This is a genomic window from Synechococcus sp. 'PEA 65AY6A-5F PE A' (assembly GCF_047462575.1).
Lineage (GTDB): Bacteria > Cyanobacteriota > Cyanobacteriia > Thermostichales > Thermostichaceae > Thermostichus.
The window spans coordinates 37,830-55,041 of the sequence record NZ_JAOALE010000008.1; the positions used below are offsets into that span (position 1 = coordinate 37,830).

A 17,212-nucleotide genomic window follows, 5' to 3' on the forward strand; every position below is an offset into this window, starting at 1 on the left:
CGATGATAGGCCAGCTCAGGTCGTTCGGCTTGCCCACAGGCGGGTCGGCTACTCCGCTGTTGCTGGCAACTCTGTTTCGGCTTCTGGATGGAAGTAGCGGTAGATCTGGCGGGCCAGCTTGGGGCCAATGCCTGGCACCTGGGCCAACTGCTCTTCCGTAGCCACTTGAATGCGGGCAAGGGAGCGAAACGCCTCCATGAGCAGCTTTTGCCGCTGCTTGCCTAGACCAGGGATCTCCTCCAGAACCGAAGCCTGTTGGCGTAGTTTCCGCTGCTGGCGATGGTAGGCAAGGGCAAAGCGGTGGGCCTCATCCCGTAGGCGCTGCAATAGCAGGCGGGCCGGATCCTGGGGCGGCAGCCGCAGCGGCTCAGGATCCCCGGGCCGAAAGATCTCCTCTTCCCGCTTGGCCAGGGCAAAGACCGGCAGGTGATCCAGCCCCAGCTCTGCCAAGACGGCCATCACTGCTGCCAGTTGCCCCTTGCCCCCGTCGATGAGCACCAAGTCCGGCTGATCCTCGGAAGTCATCTTGCTGAAGCGACGCCGCGCCACCTCGGCATGGCTGGCAAAGTCGTCGGAGTGGCCAGGCCGCACCTGGGGGTTGCGAATCCTGTAGCGGCGGTAGTGTTGCTTGGCCGGCAGGCCATCGATAAACACCACCTGGCTGCCCACAGCGTCGGATCCCTGGATGTGGGAGATGTCGTAGGCTTCTAGGCGACGGGGCGGCTCTGGCAGATCCAAAACTTCCGCCAAGCGCTCCAGCGCTGCTGCCTCCCGCTCCGCCAGGCGCTGGCTGCGGGCTAGCTCTAGCTGGGCGTTCCGCTCCACCAGTTCGATTAGCTCGGCTTTGCTCTGCCGCTGCGGGGCAAGGAGGCTGACCTTGCGCCCCTTTTTCTGGCTCAGCCAAGATTCCAAAAAATCGCGATCCGGCAACTCATACTGGGTCAAAATCTCGGAGGGAATTTCCACCGGGTCGCAATATTGGTAATGTTCCTGCAAAACCCGCTGCAAAATAAGAGCCGGGTCGTCGCCGCGGTTTTCGGCCACAAACCCTAGCCGTCCCACCAACTTGCCCGCCCGCACCTGAAACAACTGGATGCAAGCCCGCGAGTCGTTCATGGCCAAAGCTATGGCATCGCGGCTGGCGGTAGAGTTGGGCAAAGAGACCTTCTGGGATTGGCCCAGTTGCTCTAGGCCGCGGATTTGATCCCGATAGCGCGCCGCCGCCTCATAGTTTTCTTGCTGCGCTGCCTGGGCCATTTTCTCCTTCAACTCACGGATAAGCTCGTCCGTCTGGCCTTGGAAGATCATCGCCACTTGAGCAACGGTCTTGCGATACGCTTCCGGGCTAATCAAGCCCTGACAGACACCAGGGCAACGCCCGATGTCATAGTTCAAACAGGGGCGGTCCTTGTAAAGCGGCTTGGGGCGCTGGCGCAAGGGAAAAATGCGCTTTACCAGACCGAGGGTGTAACGCAGCAGGCCCACATCGGTATAGGGCCCGTAGTACTTATCTTGATTTTGGTTGAGACGGCGGTGGCGGGTAATGTAAATCTGCGGGTAAGGCTCTGACCACGTAATGCACAAATAGGGGTATTTTTTATCCTCTTTGAGGAGAACATTGTAGGGCGGCTGATAGGTTTTAATGAGATTGTCTTCCAGGGCTAGAGCTTCGCTTTCGTTATCAGTGACGATAAACTCGATCTCGCAAACCTGAACTACCATGCGCTGAATACGAGGAGACAGGTCGCCGGTAAAGCGAAAATAGGATCGCACGCGAGATCGCAACTTTTTGGATTTGCCCACATAGAGAATCTGGTCGGTGGCATCCCGCATCAAATAGACACCAGGTTCGGCAGGAATCTCCTTAAGGCGGCTTTCTAGAACCTCAGGGTTTTGAATCAGAGGGACAGTCATACAGCTTCGCTCCAACAGGCAAAGCCAGGGATCCCAAGGCTTTCATTCAGTGATGACCAAGTCACTCCCATCTTAAAATCATCCCATTGCCCAGTTGGCTGCAGTTCATTTTCTGGCCGGCTAAGTGTAGCTATCACTCGACTGAAAAACCTCCCAAGCGTTTCGCAACGCTGCCGGGCCGCAGCCCTGCCGCCCCTAAGCCCGTTTCCTTCGGGGGAGGAGATGTGACAGACGGTTTCGCGACAGCTTGCAACGCTCCCACCGGGCACTTCCCCCTGGAGAAGGGGGAGAGGTTTTCTGTCAAGTTGTTAGAACTTGTTTGCCAAGGTCGCCTATTGAATGACTTGGCTCATGTAGTTTCTCCAAGTTTGGGCGGCGATGCTGCTGCTGCCGCGGGTGGGGCTGGCGTCGTCGTTGCCCAGCCAAATGCCGGTTACCAGAGGCGGATTGGGCGTGTAGCCGACAAAGAGCAGATCCCTGTTGGCGGTGGTGGTGCCCGTTTTGCCGGCCTCCCCGATCCCAAGGCGGGCGGCGGTGCCGGTGCCGGAGCGGATCACCCCTTGCAATACGGCGGTCATCTGCTGGGCGACGCTCTCCGACAAAACCAGCCGCTGCGAGCGGGGATCCTCGCGACCGGGGTAGATCTCGCGGCAGGTGCGAAAGTCGTCGGGGTTGGCGCAATCGCTGCTATCCAGGATGCGGCGGATGGTGTGGGGCCTAGACCAAAGGCCGCGATTGGCCAAAGGGGCAAAGGCCGCGGTCAGCTCCAGCAGGTTCACCTCCATCGTGCCGAGAACCAGGGAAGGATAGGGCTGTAAGGGGGATTGGATGCCCATTTGCCGCGCCATGGCCACCACCCGCTCCAGCCCTACCTGTTGGGCCAGCCGCAGGGCGATCACGTTTTCGGAGAGGATCAGGCCGCGGGCCAAGTCCATGGGGGCACTTCCCGAGCGGCAGCCCTGAAAGGTGAGGTTGCCCCAAGTAAGCGGCTCACAGGAGAGCACCTGCGACAGCGGGATCCCCTGGCTGAGGGCAGCGGCATAGGCGAAGACTTTGAAGGTGGATCCGGGCTGCCGTTGGGCTTGGGTGGCACGGTTAAAGGGGCTGGCGGTGTAGTCGATCCCGCCCACGAGAGCTAGGATCTCGCCGTTGCGGCTGTCGAGGCTGACCAAGGCGCCTTGGTTGAAGCCCAGGCGGGATCCCACCTCGCGCACCGTTTGGGCCAGGGCCTGCTCCGCCAGCCGCTGGTAGGGCAAATGCAGCGTCGTCTCGATGACGAAGTTGCCCTCTGCCGAGAGATCTTGCCCCAAAAGCTGCCGCAGCTCCTGGAAGACGGTGCTGTAGAAGTAGGGGGCAACTGTCGAGGTCTGGGAGCGCAGGTTGGGGTTGAGGGTGAGGCGGCTGCGCCGGGCCCGCCGAATCTCCTCTTCCGGGAAAACTTTGAGCTCGCTGAGGCGATCCAACACCCGATCCCGGCCCCGCACGGCGGCCTCGTAGTTGGCGACGGGGTTGAAGGCGTTGGGGGCGGGCAGAATGGCGGCCAGGGTGGCGGCTTCGGAAAGGCTGAGCTGGCGGCTGGGGATCCCGAAGTAGAACTGGGCGGCGGTCTCAAAGCCGTAGAGGCCGTTGCCCAGGTAGACGTTGTTGAGGTAGAGGGTGAGGATTTCGTCTTTGCTGTAGCGCCGTTCCAGCTTGAGGGCGGCGACGGCCTCCCGCAGCTTGCGGCCAAAGGTGTTGCCTGAGCCGGTGTAGTCGCGCAAGACGGTGCGAGCCAGTTGTTGGCTGATGGAGCTGCCCCCCTGCTGCACCTCCCCGGAGCGCAGGTTGACCCAAAAGGCGCGGGCAATGCCCAGCAGATCGACCCCGAAGTGGGAGTAGAAGCGGTGATCTTCGGCGGCCACCACCACTTTGGGCAGAATCGGGCCAAAGGCTTCCAGGTTGGGCAGCTCCCGGTAGAGATCCCCCTGGTGGCGGCGCAGCTCGGTTTGCCGATCCCCGGCCAGGACGATCAGGGGGTTGCGATCGGCGGCCAGCGGCGGTTCTACTGAGAACTTGCTCCACTCATGGCCGATCCAAAGCCTCGCCCCCAGCCCCAAGAGCGCCATCAGGATCAGGCAGCCGCGCACCCCGTACACCTGCGGCGGCGGTGGATCCAACACCTGAATAACCACGCTCTCCGGATCCCGGGGCGGGCCAAGGCTGAGTCGCTGGCCGTGGCGCAGGATCACCCGCCGCACCCGCTCGGCGCCGCCAAAGGGCTTGAGGCGAAAGACGCCGTTGGTGGAGTCTTGATCTTCCAGTTGGTAGCGACCAGCGTTCCACCCCAGCCAGTAGAGGAGGGGATGCAGAGGGATCCGCCACCCCAAGCCAGGCAGACGCCAGCCCGGACGCGGGCGAATGCGGGCGTGCAGATGGCTCACCGCAGGGGCGGGGATGCGGATGGTGGCCACCGTCTGGCTGCGACCAAGAATGTCGGATCCCTGCAGGACAAACACCTGGGGAGGCTCTCCTGGGCAGGTGATCTGCAGGCGCACCGGGCGTTTGGGGGGAGGGGGCTCGGCAGGCTTGAGGAGGGCCGTAGGCCCGACCGGAAAGGGCCTCGCCAGGGTCTTGAAGAAGCGAGCGACGGTGCCCCGTAGGGAATTCTTGTCTTCAGAAGCAGACATGGCTCAATCTCCCCGCAATTCGCGCGCGCGGCGCAGCAGCTCCTGCAGGGTCTGGCCGGGACGAGGGCCGGCGGCGGCTGGAGTGGCTCTGGGGGCTGGGCGGGGCTGGGCAACGGGGACGGTGGGCGGGGGATCCCAAACGGCCATGTAGAGGTGGCCCTGGGGGGTGCGCTCGACCACGCCAGACCAGGGGCCGACGCGGAACTGGACGCGCTCAGAACGGTTTTCCCGCACCGCCTGCAGTTCTCGCTGCAACTGGGGGGGCAAGGGGGCCTGCAGCATGTCTTCCAGCAGCCCTTCCGCCTGCGGGGCGGGCACGTCGTCGGCGACGGTGGCCTCGATTTGTTGCAGCGCCAGGCTGGATTCGTCGTAGGTGAGGCTCAAGTTCATGCTGCCCAAGCGGTACAGGTCGTAGACGGTGTTGGGCCGAGCGCCTCGCCCCTGCTGGCTGGGGGATCCCAGGGCGGCCCGCACCACCTCGCGGGAAGTCTGGAGAGGGAAGGCGCGCAACACCGGCCCGCTGTAGGGTTCTAGCTCCGGTGCCGGATCCCGACGGGTTGCGCCCTCGTCCTGCCCAGCACTGCTGCCAAGGATATCCGGAACGAGAACTTCAGGGGCCGTATCGGGCTGCGCCTCCGCTCCTGGGCGCTCATCCTCTAACTCCGTGGCAGCTGGCGAGGGGCGAGAGCCGGAGAGCACCGGAGCCGCAGGGCGCTGCAGCAACCGTCCCAACCCCCAACTCACCAAGGCCAAGCCCAGCAAACTGCCCCCCAAGAAGGGGATCAGGCGGGCCCAGAGCAGGGATCCCCTGTTCTCGCCGGCCATTGTCGGGGGCGCAAGCCGCAGCGTGCCGGCCGTGGCCAGGGGGGGCGCCGAGGGAAAAAGCGGGCCAGAGGGGATCGCTGGAAATTGAAGGGCAACAGCCTGGGAAGCTCCTCTGGGGGATCCCTGCGCTCTGGCTTGGATGCGCTCCAGCTCCGCCAACACATTGGCCACCGTGGGCGGACGGGCGGCCGGATCTTTGGCCAAACAACTGAGGATCAGATCCGACAAACCGGCGGGCAGCGCCAACGGCAGTCCCAGCTCTTCCAAAGGCAGGGGACGCTGCTTGTGGTGGGCCTGGTACCAGCCCGGGAAAGATTCGGTGGTAGGCTGGAGGGGCATCTGGCCGGACACCATCTGGTAGAGCATGATCCCGAAGCTGTAGATGTCGGAGCGGGCATCCAGCGGCAACCCTTCCAGTTGCTCCGGGGAGGAGTAGGCCAGCGTCCCCAGGTAGGCGTGGGTAAGGCTGAGCGACTCGCGGGTGTTGAGCAGCTTGGCAATGCCAAAGTCCACCAGCTTCGCCAGCTCCCCCAAGCTTTCGTCGGCCAGCACGATCACGTTGGCCGGCTTGAGGTCGCGGTGGATCACCTGGATCCGCTGTCCTTCCAGGAGGATCCCTTCGTGGGCTGCTTTGAGCCCCAGGCCAATTTGGCGGGCCAGCCGAAAAAAGCGCTCCAGCGGCAGAGATCCCGTCGCCAGAATGTCCTTGAGGGTTTGGCCGTTGAGGTATTCCATCACATAGAAAGGCACCCCATCGGCAGTGATGCCGTAGTCGCTTACCTTGACAATGTGCAGGCTTTTCTGGCCCAAAGCGGCGCAGGCTTTGGCTTCCCGCTCAAAGCGCAGGCGGGCCTGCTCGTCCATCGCCGGCTGGGAGAGCAGCTTAACGGCCACTTCCACCCCGCCAAAAAGCAGATCCTGGGCCAAGTAGACCCGCCCCATGCCTCCTTGCCCCAGCAGATGGGTCAGGCGATAGCGCTGGGCCAAGAGGCGACCCAAAAAGGGATCCGACGCAGTAAACATAGGGAATCGCGGCGGTAGAGAGAACAGCGCAGAGCCCCCGCAGGGATCCGGCCAGAGTGGGCTACCTCTACCATAAGCACTGGGGCCCCAATAGGCTATGCTCACCCCCGTCGATCCGGTTGCTTGGAATGTCTTTGCCCGTCGTTTACCACCCCGACTACAGCGCCCCCCTGCCGCCGGGCCATCGCTTTCCCATGCCCAAATTCCGCCTCCTGCACGAGCTGCTGCTGCGGGAAGGGGTGATCCGCCCTCAGCAAGTGCATCAGCCGGAACTCCCCCCCCTGGCTTGGATCGAATCGGTGCACACGCCAGAGTACGTGCGGGCCTACTGCGAGGGATCCCTGGAGGCCAAACTGCAGCGGCGCATCGGCCTGCCCTGGAGTCCCGAGCTGGTGCAGCGCACCTGTCGCGCGGTGGGCGGCACCGTCCTGACCGCCCAATTGGCCCTGCGCCACGGCCTGGCCTGCAACACCGCCGGCGGCACCCACCACGCCTTTCCCGCCTACGGCTCCGGCTTCTGTATTTTCAACGACCTGGCCATCGCCGCCCAAGTCCTGCTGCAGCAGGGGCTGGTGCAAAAGGTTCTGATTGTAGACCTGGATGTGCACCAGGGCGACGGCACCGCCTGGATCTTCCGCTCCGAGCCGCGGGTGTTTACCTTTTCCATGCACTGCGCCGCCAACTTCCCCGCCACCAAGCAGGCCAGCGACCTGGACGTGCCCCTGCCGGTGGGCCTGGAAGACGAAGCTTATCTGCAAACCCTGGCCGACTACCTGCCCGATCTGTTGGCTCAGGTGCGCCCGGATCTGGTGCTCTATGATGCGGGGGTGGATCCCCACCGCGAAGATCTCTTGGGCAAGCTGGCCCTCAGCGACGAGGGGCTCTTCCGCCGCGATATGCAGGTGCTGGACACCTGCTTAAAGCGAGGCTACCCCGTTGCCTGCGTTATCGGCGGCGGCTACGGCAACGACCTCGCTCAGCTTGTCTACCGCCACTCCCTGCTGCACCGAGCGGCCAGCGAAGTGTACCGCCAATACCGTCTTTAGCCGGGCGCAAACTAGGCGTATTCGGCAATCACTACTGTGATGTTGTCTCGCCCGCCCCGCTCTTTGGCCGCCTCGATGAGTTTTAGAGGAAGCTGCTCCAAATCTTCCACCTGCAGGCAATACTCGATGATCACTTCGTCGTCTAACTCCTCCGTCAGGCCGTCGCTACACAACAACAGGCGATCCCCTGGGTAAACTGTAATCGGCTGCACAGAAGGTGGACCCGCATCGGGTCGGCCCAGGCAGCGCTCGAGAATATGTCGCCAAGGGTGAATCCGGGCCTGCTCATAGGTCAGCTCCCCCAGTCGAATGGAGCGAGCCACTAAGGTGTGATCCTCGGTCATTTGCTGCATTTCGGATCCCCGTAGGCGATAGAGGCGAGAATCACCGATGTGAGCGCTCCAGCAGTTGCCCTTGGGATCCACCATGGCCACCACCACCGTAGTGCCCATGTCTGCCCGCTCTGGATTTTCCCGCTGATCCTTGAGGATGGCACTGTTGGCTGCTTCTACGGCTTCGCTGAGCAACCGGGGTGCCGGCACGTTTTTCCAGCCTCGATCCAGATATTCTCGGATGGTCTCGACAGCCAACAGGCTGGCTGTAGCCCCGGCAGCATGTCCTCCCATACCATCGGCAACAATAAAATAGCGCCCCTCTGGATCGCAGTAGCAGGCATCTTGATTGCTGCTGCGGATCTTGCCGGGATCCGTAGCGCAGGCATATCGTCGCATCACATCAATCGCTCTGACCGATTCAACCTTAAGAGTACTCTGATTAAAGCAAGAGCAGCGAGGGCAGCCAAAACCAAAGTGATAACCGTTAAGGTAGCATGTCCGGCCAAAAAGAGCTGAGTTGCGCTCAAAAAAAAGGCCGCAAACAACACCCCGTAAATGACTCCCAGCCCGGTGTTGTTCAGCTTGCGCAGCAAGCGCTCCGTCTCGCTGGATCGCACCCGCAGGCGTAGCTCCCCCTGTTCCAGCTTGCTCAAGGTCGCTTCAAGACGGCGGGGCAAGCTGAGGCTGCTGCTGGTGAACTCTGCCGCCTGGCGGCTGACCTGGGCTAGCAGAGTCTCCGTCTCCGGTTTGCTGCCGTTCATCAGCTCCTCCGCGAAAGGCTTGGCCACTTCCAGGAAATTGAACTCCGGATCCAAGCTTTTCCCCAGCCCCTCCAACGTGGTCAGGGCCCGCATCACAAAGGTAAAGGTGGCGGGAAAGCGAAACGGCTGATCGTAGGCCAGCTCGTAGAGGTCTTCGCTGATGGCCATCACCGAGATCTCGTCGGAGCTGTTGGAAAAGGGCTTGTCCATGAAGTGATCCAACATGTACTGCACCGAGCGGCGTACTGGCGCCAGATCGGCAGTGGGCACCAACACGCCCAGCTCCACCAGCGAGGCCACCACCAGGTCGGCATTTTTGGCCACCACAGCCGCCAGCATGGCCACCAACTTTTCCTTGATGCCAGGGCGAATGCGCCCCATCATGCCGAAGTCGTAGAAGATCAGCGTGCCATCGGGCTTCACGGCAATGTTGCCGGGGTGGGGATCGGCGTGAAAAAAGCCGTCTTTGAGCAGTTGCCGCAAATAGGCCTCTGCCCCCAAGCGGGCCAAGAGCTTGCGATCCAGCCCCGCCGCGCTCAGGGCTTCGTAGTCGCTGATCTTGATCCCTGGCAGGTATTCCAGCGTCAGCAGGCGGGGGGAAGTGTAGCGCCAGTACACTTTGGGGACGGCAATTTGTGGCATGTCCCGAAAGTTGCGGCGAAAGGTGTCGGCGTTGCGGCCCTCGTTGAGGTAGTCCACTTCCTTCCAGAGGGTGCGCCGACACTCTTCGTAGATGCCGATCCAGTCGCGGCCCGGCCCGCCCCAACGGGTGTGGTACTGAAAGAACTCGGCAATACCGCGGCAGATCTCCAGATCGATCGTGAACAGGCGGGTCAGGCCCGGACGCTGCACCTTGACCACCACTTCTTCGCCGGTCTTGAGCTTGGCCCGATGCACCTGCCCCAAGCTGGCCGCCGCCAAGGGGGTGGGATCGAAATAGCTGTAGATCTGCTCAATGGGCTTGCCCAACTCTTGCTGCACGATGGCTGCCACCTGTTCGTAGCCAAAAGCAGGCACCCGATCCTGCAGCTTGGACAGCTCCTCGACGTACTCGGAGGGGAAGAGATCGGCCCGGGTGGAGAAAAACTGCCCCACCTTGATAAAAGTAGGACCGAGGTGGAGCAGCGTCTCGCGGATCCAGATGGCCCTGGCGCGGCGGCGTTTGGCTTTGCGCTCCGCTGTGGGCTGCCCCCCGTAGCTCCACGCCTGCTGATCCAGCCAGAGGTAAAACAGCCAGGTGAGCACAAATCGCCAAATATCAATGAGGCGGCCCCAGCGGGTGTAGTTTTCTCGGGCCCAACGGTAGGCGGTATAGGGCTTGGCGGGTTCGGATCCCAAAACGGCTCGGGATGGGAGTGTGCTGGCGTTCAAGCGTTTCGACTCCGATACTTCTGCAATTCGGAGCGCAACTGCGCCACCTCTGCCCGCAGGTCGTCTAGGGTTGCCTGCAGGTCTTCTGCCTTGAAGGGGGGTGCCGCCATTTCCTGGGCAGCTAGCGATGCTTCCGCCTCAGCCCGGGCCATGACATCCTGGGCAAAGGTCTGCCAGCCCTCTTGGAGCTCCGCCCACACCTTGCCCACTTCCCCGGCAAGGTCGGCAAGGGTGCTCTCCAGGCGCTCTCGCAGCACGTCGGCCACCGCCTTGCCGACAAAAAAAGCCCGCACAACTGGATTGTTCATGTAACCCAAGTGTTAAGAAGCATCACCCAGATTATAACGAATCTTGCCCCAACCAAGCCGAAGAGCCGATCCACCCGAACGGCGTCGGATGATCGGCTTGAGAGCTTGGCAAGGGCGCAGTGGGTAGGAGGCCCAACCCTCAGCGGCGGTTGGTGGTCATGTCGGGGATCTTCAGATCGAAGACGCTGATGTTTTGCCGCGCTGCCGGCTTGGGATTGAGCATGCGGGCCATGTTGAGGAAGTTTTCCGGATCCCCGGGCTTGGGAGGCCGAGTAATCCGGTAGGTGCGCACCACTTCCCGCGTCGAGCGCTTCACGCCGGAAACATCCCGCCACCGCGCCCCGTAGCGGGGGTTGAGCAAGTTGGTCGGCTTCTCGGAAAGGCGGCGGCGCTGGTAAGGCACCACATCGTCCCCGAAGGCGGCGTTGTACTCCTCACTGTCGACAACGGCGTCGATAAAGCCGTTCAGACCGCGGGTGGCCAGGATGATGGAGTACTTGATGCGCTCCTGCTGGCTGTAGGTGGGCCGGCCCAGGAAGCGCTGGAAGGTGATCTCGACGAAGCGGTAGTTGTCGTTAGGAACCATGACCAGATCCCGGTACACCTCCGACTTGCCCAGGCCACGGATAAACTCCTTCACCGAGATCGCCCCGTTGCGCAGCTGGGACTCCAGCGCTTTTTGCCGGTAGCTCTCCAGCATCAGGTGTTCGCTGAAGATCTGCCGGTAGGCGGCGCGGATGACATTTTCGATGCCCGTCGGGTCGTCGGGGCGATAGGCGGGCGGGGTTTCGTCGCTGGGTACAAAGTAGCGCTCCACCCGCACGCTTTGCGTGGTGGGGCGATCGGCAAGCAGCGGAAGAGTCATAGGTTATGCTCCTGAGGAAACGAAACAACAAAATGGCAGGGGTTATGGATCAGCAGCCAGCTCCTGCTGGCTTAGGCGGGCGCGTAGGGGAATCAAGGGATCCGCATCCTGCAAGGCCATTTGCAGGGCTGCCTCGACGGCAGATCGCAGGGACGCCTCTCCCAGCCGAGCCAAATCCGTCAGGGATCCGACGGCGGCATAGCGAACTCCCCAGTCGGCGTCGCCCAGGCATTGCCGCAACAGGTGCAAGGCTCGCTCTTGATCGGAGAAGGGCCGCCGTGCCGCTACCTGTCCCAGCCCACGGGCCGCCGCTCGCCGCACGCTGGGGGCGAAGTCCGCCACAATGGCTTCCGCCAAAAAGGGGTAGGCATCGCCGTGGCCGATACGGGCCAACGCCCGCACCGAATAGGCGCGCGCCCCATAGTCGAAGCCATCGATGTTGGCCAGCAAAGGCCCTACCGCCGCCTCCCCAAAGCGCAACACCTCTTCCAGCGCGGCCTCCCCCACGGCAGGGCGGTTGAAGCCAAAGGCGCGAATGAGCAGGGGGATCCCTTCCACGTGGCCCAAGGATCCCAGCGCTCTCACCACCCGCAACAGTTCTTCCGCTGAGGTGGCCTGTTCCAGTTCAGCGGCCAGTTGAGCCACAGCAGCGGGAAGCACTTGCGCAGCCGAGGAAGAGGACATAGACAACCCAGAGGCCAAGGTAAGTAAAAAACTAACGAAACATCCAAGCGAGCCAATAGGGGGGGAGAGCCCCAAGCCCTTTCACGTCTAGAACAGCCTGTCCAGTTGCGGGATGATCGCTGCTGCCACCCGATCCGGCGGCACTCGCCCTAACTGCAGCGCCACGTCGAACAGTCGCTTCAGAGCATTGATGCGCAGGTTAAGCGCCACATCGGCTGTCGCCAACAGCGGCGCCCCTGCCACCCAGCCGGATTCTGCCAGATCGAAAAGGGCCGCCTGGCGCAGGCTGAAATTGGGGTGGGCCAGCAGCGCCACCAGAACTTGGGTCAGCTCCTCGGCTTGTGTAAAGCGATAGAGCACCCAAGCGGCTGCCGAACGCACCCGCTCCGAGGGGTGGCTTAAGAAAGGCCGAATCGCCGCCTCGGCCTCGGTGGCGTTGAGCTGGCCCAGCGCCTCGATGAAGGCTTCCCAGGGCTGCTCCTGCTCCCGCGACTGCAGCAAGGCCAACAAGGGAGCCACCGCCCGCCGGTCTCCCAACTGGGCCAGGGCATAGGCAGCCTCTTCCCGCACATGCAGATCGCTACAGCCAAGGGCCTCGATCAAGCCGGGCACGGCCCGCACGTCGCCAATTTGCCCAAGGGCTTTGGCCGCATTGCGCCGTAGCGGGTAGCCCCCCAAGGCGGTGCGATCCCGCTCATCTCGCAACGCCAACAGCAGTGGCTCTACCCCCCGCGGATCCCGAACCGTGCCCAAGTACCAAGCGGCATAGTACCGATCTTGCGGGTCATCCCCCTGCAGCCGCGCTATCGCCTGCTCCCAGGTGAGCGGCTGGGGCAGCACCGCCGTGTTGGATGTCATGGGAACCCTTGCAGAGCCGTCCATGGAATCGAGGCCACCTTGCCGATGACTGCCGTTGAGCAGAGGAATCCCTTACTCAGCAGCGCCGTTGCTCTGGGCAGGGGCCGCCGATAGAGCAGTGACCTGCACGATTTTGCCGCCCATCCGCAGAATGCGCTGCATCTCCGTGGACAGCCGGCTGTAAGGAACTGTGATGCTCATGGTACTGCGACGCACCTTAGCCGAGGTGGCCAGAGCATCGGGTGGGTTGAGCAGGCCAGTGTACTCAACCTTGTAAACCCGGCTGCCGGCTTCCGTCAAAGTTTCAGGGCCGCTGGTGCTTTGACCAAACATCGTTTTCCCCCGAGTCGAGTTCAACTTTGTGCGGCACCTGGGCACGAAGACCTCCTGACCGCCAGAGAGGCCGCAAAAGCCACCTCTAGAGGCAGAACTGTACCCAGGCACAAAAGCTTGGGAAGCAGGCAGACAACCTAGCTGGCTCGAAGAGAGCCGCGGCGCCGAAAACCTGGAAACGACCAGCTCAGCTCCACTTGGGCTGCTGCCTGCTCTGTAGGGGCACTCAATTGGAAGACGAAGAAAGAGATCGCTCCCCCAAAAACGGGATCTCTACTCTGGCATCCCTTAGCTAAGGGCGTTGATGGCGTAGTCGAAGTAAATGGCTGCTTCGTTCGCCGCTTGGCCCTTCAGCATGCCCAGAGCACGGCTCTTCATGTGCTGCAGAGCTACAATGTACCAGCTCGGGGAGAGGTTAAAGGAGCGGTTCACCTCCCGCAGGCCCGCCACCAGGTATTCATCGAGGGGGCCCGTGCCGCCTGCAACCAGCGAGTAGGTGATAAAGCGCAGGTAGTAGCCAATGTCGCGGGCACACTTGGCCTGAAACACATCGCCGTGACCCATTTCGCCCGGCTGGGTCAGGTAGGGGAAGCGCTTGAACACTTCCTGCACCGCTTCGCGCACCAGCGTTTGTTGGTTTTGGGTCAAGACACGGGCCGCTTCCAGAGAGGCAGCAGCGCGCTGGTAACGACCATTAACGGCCTGCAGCTCGCTGGCATTGAGAAAACGCCCTTGATTGTCAGCAGCGGCAATCGCTTCGGTAATGACAGTTTTCACCTTGCAACTCCTAAATGCGTTGACTGTTAGCAAAAGTCTTAGTTGAGCAGCCGGCACTTCTCCAAGTTGGGAATGCCTGTCTGCCTGTCGGAAAAAAGGGATCTAGGCGATCTCACGGAGCTTTAAAGAGGGACGACCGCTTTTAACTTAAACAATGGCGGCAGCCGCCTTGTCGAAGTAGCTGGCCACCTCGCTTTGCAGCGCCGAGCAGTCGCCAGGGGTGATGCCGTTCGGATCCATGATCTTGGCCAGGGCTTCCTTCTTCATGGCCGCAATGGCGTTGGCCATGGAGCTGGTGGGCACCCCCAGCGCAATGTAGGTCTCCCGCAGGCCGTTGAGGCAGCGATCTTCCAGCACCGAGCTATCCCCCGCCAAGGTGGCGTAGGTGATGTAGCGCAAGATGATCTCCATGTCCCGCAGGCAGGCGGCCATGCGACGGTTGGTGTAGGCATTACCGCCAGGGGCGATCAGATCCGGCTCCTGGGCAAACAGGGAACGAGCCGCGTTGGTTACGATTTGGGCGGCGTTGCTGGTCATGCGGTTGACAGCATCCAGGCGTTTGTTGCCTTCTGCCACCAAAGCCGCCAGACGGTCGAAGTCTTGATCACTTAAAAAGGCACCGCGTGCATCTGCCTGAGCGATCACCCGGGTAAAGGCGTCTTGCATGATGGATCTCCTTCTGGTCTTTCCAAAAAGCGATGGGCGACTGGCTGAACCTCTCAAAAGTGGGATCCCAAACTCTGTTGTTTGCGGGATCCTCCTTGCCCAAAAACCGGGGATCCTGTGGAGCGGGTTGCTCAAAACTACCCCCACCGAAGCCCCAGATTTTGAGACAGGTCAAGAACCTCTGCGACTTTCAGACAGCCGAGCATCCAGGTCAATTTTATAGCGTGGGAGGGATGAGTGTTTTGTGAAGATTTACAAATAAACAGGCACCAGAGTGTCTGCTTGGCCGCCAATCCTCTGGCTCTGTTGGGTCAGCAGGCCAGAAACTGGTCGGCGAGGGCAGTAAAAAAATGTAAACATTCGTTTCACTTGTTTTGAGATAAAGGCAAGCCTCTTGCCCACACACTGCAGCAGTCAATGTTGCGGGGTACCTATGCCTTGCAGGGCAGCTTTGAGATCCCGGCAGAAGTGGGCAATTTGTTGCAGCCCTTGGGCGGGGGTGGGGGCCTTGGCCAGCCGTTGCACAAAGGCACTGCCCACGATCGCCGCATCCGCTCCCCAGAGAGCAATCTGGCGGGCCTGGTCGGGGGTGGAGATGCCGAAGCCTACCCCAATCGGCAGGGAGGTGTATTGGCGCAGTTGCTGCAGCAAGGCCGGGATCCGCTGCTCCAGGGTGGCCCGTTCGCCGGTGACGCCGGTGGTGCTGACCAGGTAGATAAAGCCGCTGGACTGTTGGGCAATACGGCGCATTCGCTCGGCGGGGCTGGTGGGGGCCACCAGCAGGATGAGGTCGATCCCCTCCGCCTGCGTTGCTTCCCGCAGGGATCCGGCCTCTTCCAGGGGCAGGTCGGGGACGACCAAGCCGGCACAGCCGGCCTGGCGCAGTTGCCGCACAAAGGTGGGGATGCCGAGCTGGTGGATGGGGTTGTAGTAGGTGAACAGGACGAGGGGAGCCCGCAGCGAGAGGCCCCGCAAGCCCTGCAAGATGTCGCCCAAGGTGACGCCCCGGCTGAGGGCGCGGGTGGCTGCTGCCTGGATCACCGGCCCATCGGCCAGGGGATCCGAATAGGGCACCCCCAACTCGATGAGGTCGGCGCCGTTCTCCTCCAAAACTTGCAGGGCCGCAAAGGTGGTTTCCAAGTTGGGATCCCCGGCGGTGAGGTAGGGGATGAGGGCGGCTTCGCCGCGGCTGCGCAGCGCCTGAAAACACGCGGTGATCTGGCTGGGCATGGGATCTGTCCAAGCTGAGGAGATGGAGAGCACCCCCTACTGTAGCGCCTGCCCTAGGGGAGGGGCACAAAATCGTAGCCGGTGCCGGAGCGGTTGCCCCGTTCAATGCGCACCAGCACATGGGGAGCATCGCGGTCGCCGGAGGGCAAAAAGCGCACCTCCCCGGAAGCGCCGTCTGGCAAGCGGAAGTTGGGGTCGCCCAGGGCAGTGAGAATGCCGCTGCGGCTGGGGGATCCCTGCCGAATAGCCTGGAGAAAAACACGGGTGGCGTCGTAGGCCAGTGCCGTGCGCCAACTCACCTGCCCTCCCCACATCTGGGCTGCCTTCTGGGCAAAGCCGCGGTTGCGGGGCACGTCGGGATGCCAGGGCACCGCCACCACCAGCCCCTCTACTGCTGCCCCCCCTTCCTTGAGGGTGGTGAGACTAAACAGCACATCCCCCCCCACCAGGGCGAGGGGCTGGCCAAGGGCAGCGTTCTCGCGGGCAACGGCCAGCGCTTTTTCGGCCACGGAAGCCGTGGGCGCCAAGAAAGCCGCCTGAGATCCCTGCCCCAGAGCTGTCTGCAGGCTGGCCTGGGGGTTGAAATCGGCTGCCGACAGGTCGAAGGTCGCCAGCACAACGCCCCCTTCGCTGGTCAGGGTAGCGGCAAAGGCGTCGCGCAGGCTGGTGCTGTAGGCGCTGTTGGGGTTGTAGAAGATGGCCACCCTCTGCAGGCGCAGTTTGTTAAGGACATAGCGGGCCAGTTGCGTGCCAGCAATCTGGTCGGAGGGGACGGTGCGAAAGATGGCGTTCCCCAGCAGGCTGATGCGGGTGCTGGTGGAGGTGGAGGAGATCATGGCCAGGCCGGCAGACTGATAGATCTCAGCCGCCGCCAGGGTGGCATCGCTGGCGTTGTGGCCGATCACCCCCAGGATCTCGGGCTGGCCCACCAGGGCTTTGGCCACTGCCGCCGCTCGCTCTGGGTTATCCCCGTCGTCGGCAATCACCACCCGCAGCAGCCGCCCTGCAATACCCCCTTGCTGAAATAGCTCCTCTTGGGCCTGGGCCACGCCGCGCAGGGTCTCCTTGGCGCGGTTGGGGTTGCTGGAGATGGGCACCACCACGGCTATGCTCAAGGGGTTGCCCTGCTGCTGGGCGCGGGCGTTGTTGAGGAAAATGCGAGCTTCCGGGTCGTTGCGGTTGTTCTGTAGCCCCATCTCTAGGAGCGGGATCGCCGCGCCGAAATTGCCCTGGCGCAACAGCTCTGCTGCAGCCACGGCGGCGGGACTGCTATCGGCAAACAGGGTGCGCTCGCCGCTGGTTAAGAGCAGATCTTGGGCCCTACCGCCCAACCCTGGCAGAGGGATCCCTTCTGGCCAGCGGATGTAGCCCGCCTGCCAGGCGCGATGACCACCCCAGAGGAGCAATAGCCCTAGGGCAATGTAGACGATAGGGGGTGGAGACTTCGCAGCCATGGGCCCCAAGGAAGAGAACAGCAGAATCCGGACAGCAGGGGTACCGCTCACGCCTTCAGGAAGCTCTTGGACCCCCCCTCTTCAAGGATCTTCAAG

The 17,212-nt window shown here is 62.5% G+C and carries 15 protein-coding genes; 1 reads left to right on the plus strand and 14 read right to left on the minus strand.

Annotation, left to right across the window (positions count from 1 at the left end; all coding sequences use genetic code 11):
- Positions 1–48: 48 nt before the first annotated feature.
- The 3 genes from uvrC to GG26_RS04275 all read right to left on the minus strand — a co-directional run bounded on the left by uvrC (position 49) and on the right by GG26_RS04275 (position 6,428).
- A complete protein-coding gene (uvrC, locus tag GG26_RS04265; RefSeq protein ID WP_414389045.1) occupies positions 49–1,914 on the minus strand; it encodes an excinuclease ABC subunit UvrC in 1,866 nt (621 codons plus the stop codon).
- A 332-nt stretch (positions 1,915–2,246) separates the two neighbouring features.
- Positions 2,247–4,580 carry a transglycosylase domain-containing protein gene (locus tag GG26_RS04270; RefSeq protein ID WP_011429123.1) on the minus strand — a complete coding sequence of 778 codons (2,334 nt, stop codon included), beginning with the start codon at positions 4,578–4,580 and terminating at the stop codon, positions 2,247–2,249.
- Positions 4,581–4,583: 3 nt separating this feature from the next.
- Complete coding sequence (locus tag GG26_RS04275; protein WP_414389048.1) at positions 4,584–6,428, minus strand: protein kinase domain-containing protein; 1,845 nt, start codon at positions 6,426–6,428, stop codon at positions 4,584–4,586.
- Between the two features lie 128 nt (positions 6,429–6,556).
- On the opposite strand from GG26_RS04275, the gene GG26_RS04280 reads away from it, so the two are divergent.
- Positions 6,557–7,474, plus strand: a complete 918-nt coding sequence (locus GG26_RS04280) for a histone deacetylase (protein ID WP_414389050.1) — start codon at positions 6,557–6,559, stop codon at positions 7,472–7,474.
- Positions 7,475–7,485: 11 nt separating this feature from the next.
- Here GG26_RS04280 and GG26_RS04285 read toward each other — a convergent pair whose 3' ends face one another.
- The 11 genes from GG26_RS04285 to GG26_RS04335 form a co-directional block, all read right to left on the minus strand.
- A complete protein-coding gene (locus tag GG26_RS04285) occupies positions 7,486–8,205 on the minus strand; it encodes a PP2C family protein-serine/threonine phosphatase (RefSeq protein WP_414389052.1) in 720 nt (239 codons plus the stop codon).
- Positions 8,205–9,908 (minus strand): ABC1 kinase family protein, encoded by a 1,704-nt coding sequence (locus tag GG26_RS04290; RefSeq protein ID WP_414389054.1) that lies wholly within the window; start codon positions 9,906–9,908, stop codon positions 8,205–8,207. The genes GG26_RS04285 and GG26_RS04290 overlap by 1 nt, the downstream gene beginning before the upstream one ends.
- 29 nt (positions 9,909–9,937) lie before the next feature.
- Positions 9,938–10,249, minus strand: coding sequence for a DUF6825 family protein (locus GG26_RS04295; protein WP_011429129.1), 312 nt, complete (start codon positions 10,247–10,249; stop codon positions 9,938–9,940).
- A gap of 139 nt (positions 10,250–10,388) precedes the next feature.
- The gene (locus GG26_RS04300) at positions 10,389–11,114 is read right to left on the minus strand and encodes a phycobilisome rod-core linker polypeptide (protein ID WP_011429130.1); all 726 of its coding nucleotides are present in this window, start codon (positions 11,112–11,114) and stop codon (positions 10,389–10,391) included.
- A gap of 42 nt (positions 11,115–11,156) precedes the next feature.
- A complete protein-coding gene (locus tag GG26_RS04305) occupies positions 11,157–11,798 on the minus strand; it encodes a HEAT repeat domain-containing protein (RefSeq protein WP_414389056.1) in 642 nt (213 codons plus the stop codon).
- Positions 11,799–11,885: 87 nt separating this feature from the next.
- Positions 11,886–12,656 (minus strand): HEAT repeat domain-containing protein, encoded by a 771-nt coding sequence (locus GG26_RS04310; RefSeq protein WP_228375394.1) that lies wholly within the window; start codon positions 12,654–12,656, stop codon positions 11,886–11,888.
- A 72-nt stretch (positions 12,657–12,728) separates the two neighbouring features.
- A complete protein-coding gene (locus GG26_RS04315; RefSeq protein WP_011429133.1) occupies positions 12,729–12,989 on the minus strand; it encodes a phycobilisome linker polypeptide in 261 nt (86 codons plus the stop codon).
- Positions 12,990–13,277: 288 nt separating this feature from the next.
- Entirely contained in the window at positions 13,278–13,766 is a 489-nt protein-coding gene (locus tag GG26_RS04320) for a phycocyanin subunit alpha (protein WP_011429135.1), read from the minus strand.
- A gap of 147 nt (positions 13,767–13,913) precedes the next feature.
- Entirely contained in the window at positions 13,914–14,432 is a 519-nt protein-coding gene (locus GG26_RS04325) for a phycocyanin subunit beta (protein ID WP_011429136.1), read from the minus strand.
- Positions 14,433–14,846: 414 nt separating this feature from the next.
- The gene (trpA, locus tag GG26_RS04330) at positions 14,847–15,662 is read right to left on the minus strand and encodes a tryptophan synthase subunit alpha (protein WP_414389059.1); all 816 of its coding nucleotides are present in this window, start codon (positions 15,660–15,662) and stop codon (positions 14,847–14,849) included.
- Positions 15,663–15,715: 53 nt separating this feature from the next.
- Entirely contained in the window at positions 15,716–17,116 is a 1,401-nt protein-coding gene (locus GG26_RS04335) for an ABC transporter substrate-binding protein (RefSeq protein WP_011429139.1), read from the minus strand.
- Positions 17,117–17,212 lie beyond the last annotated feature (96 nt).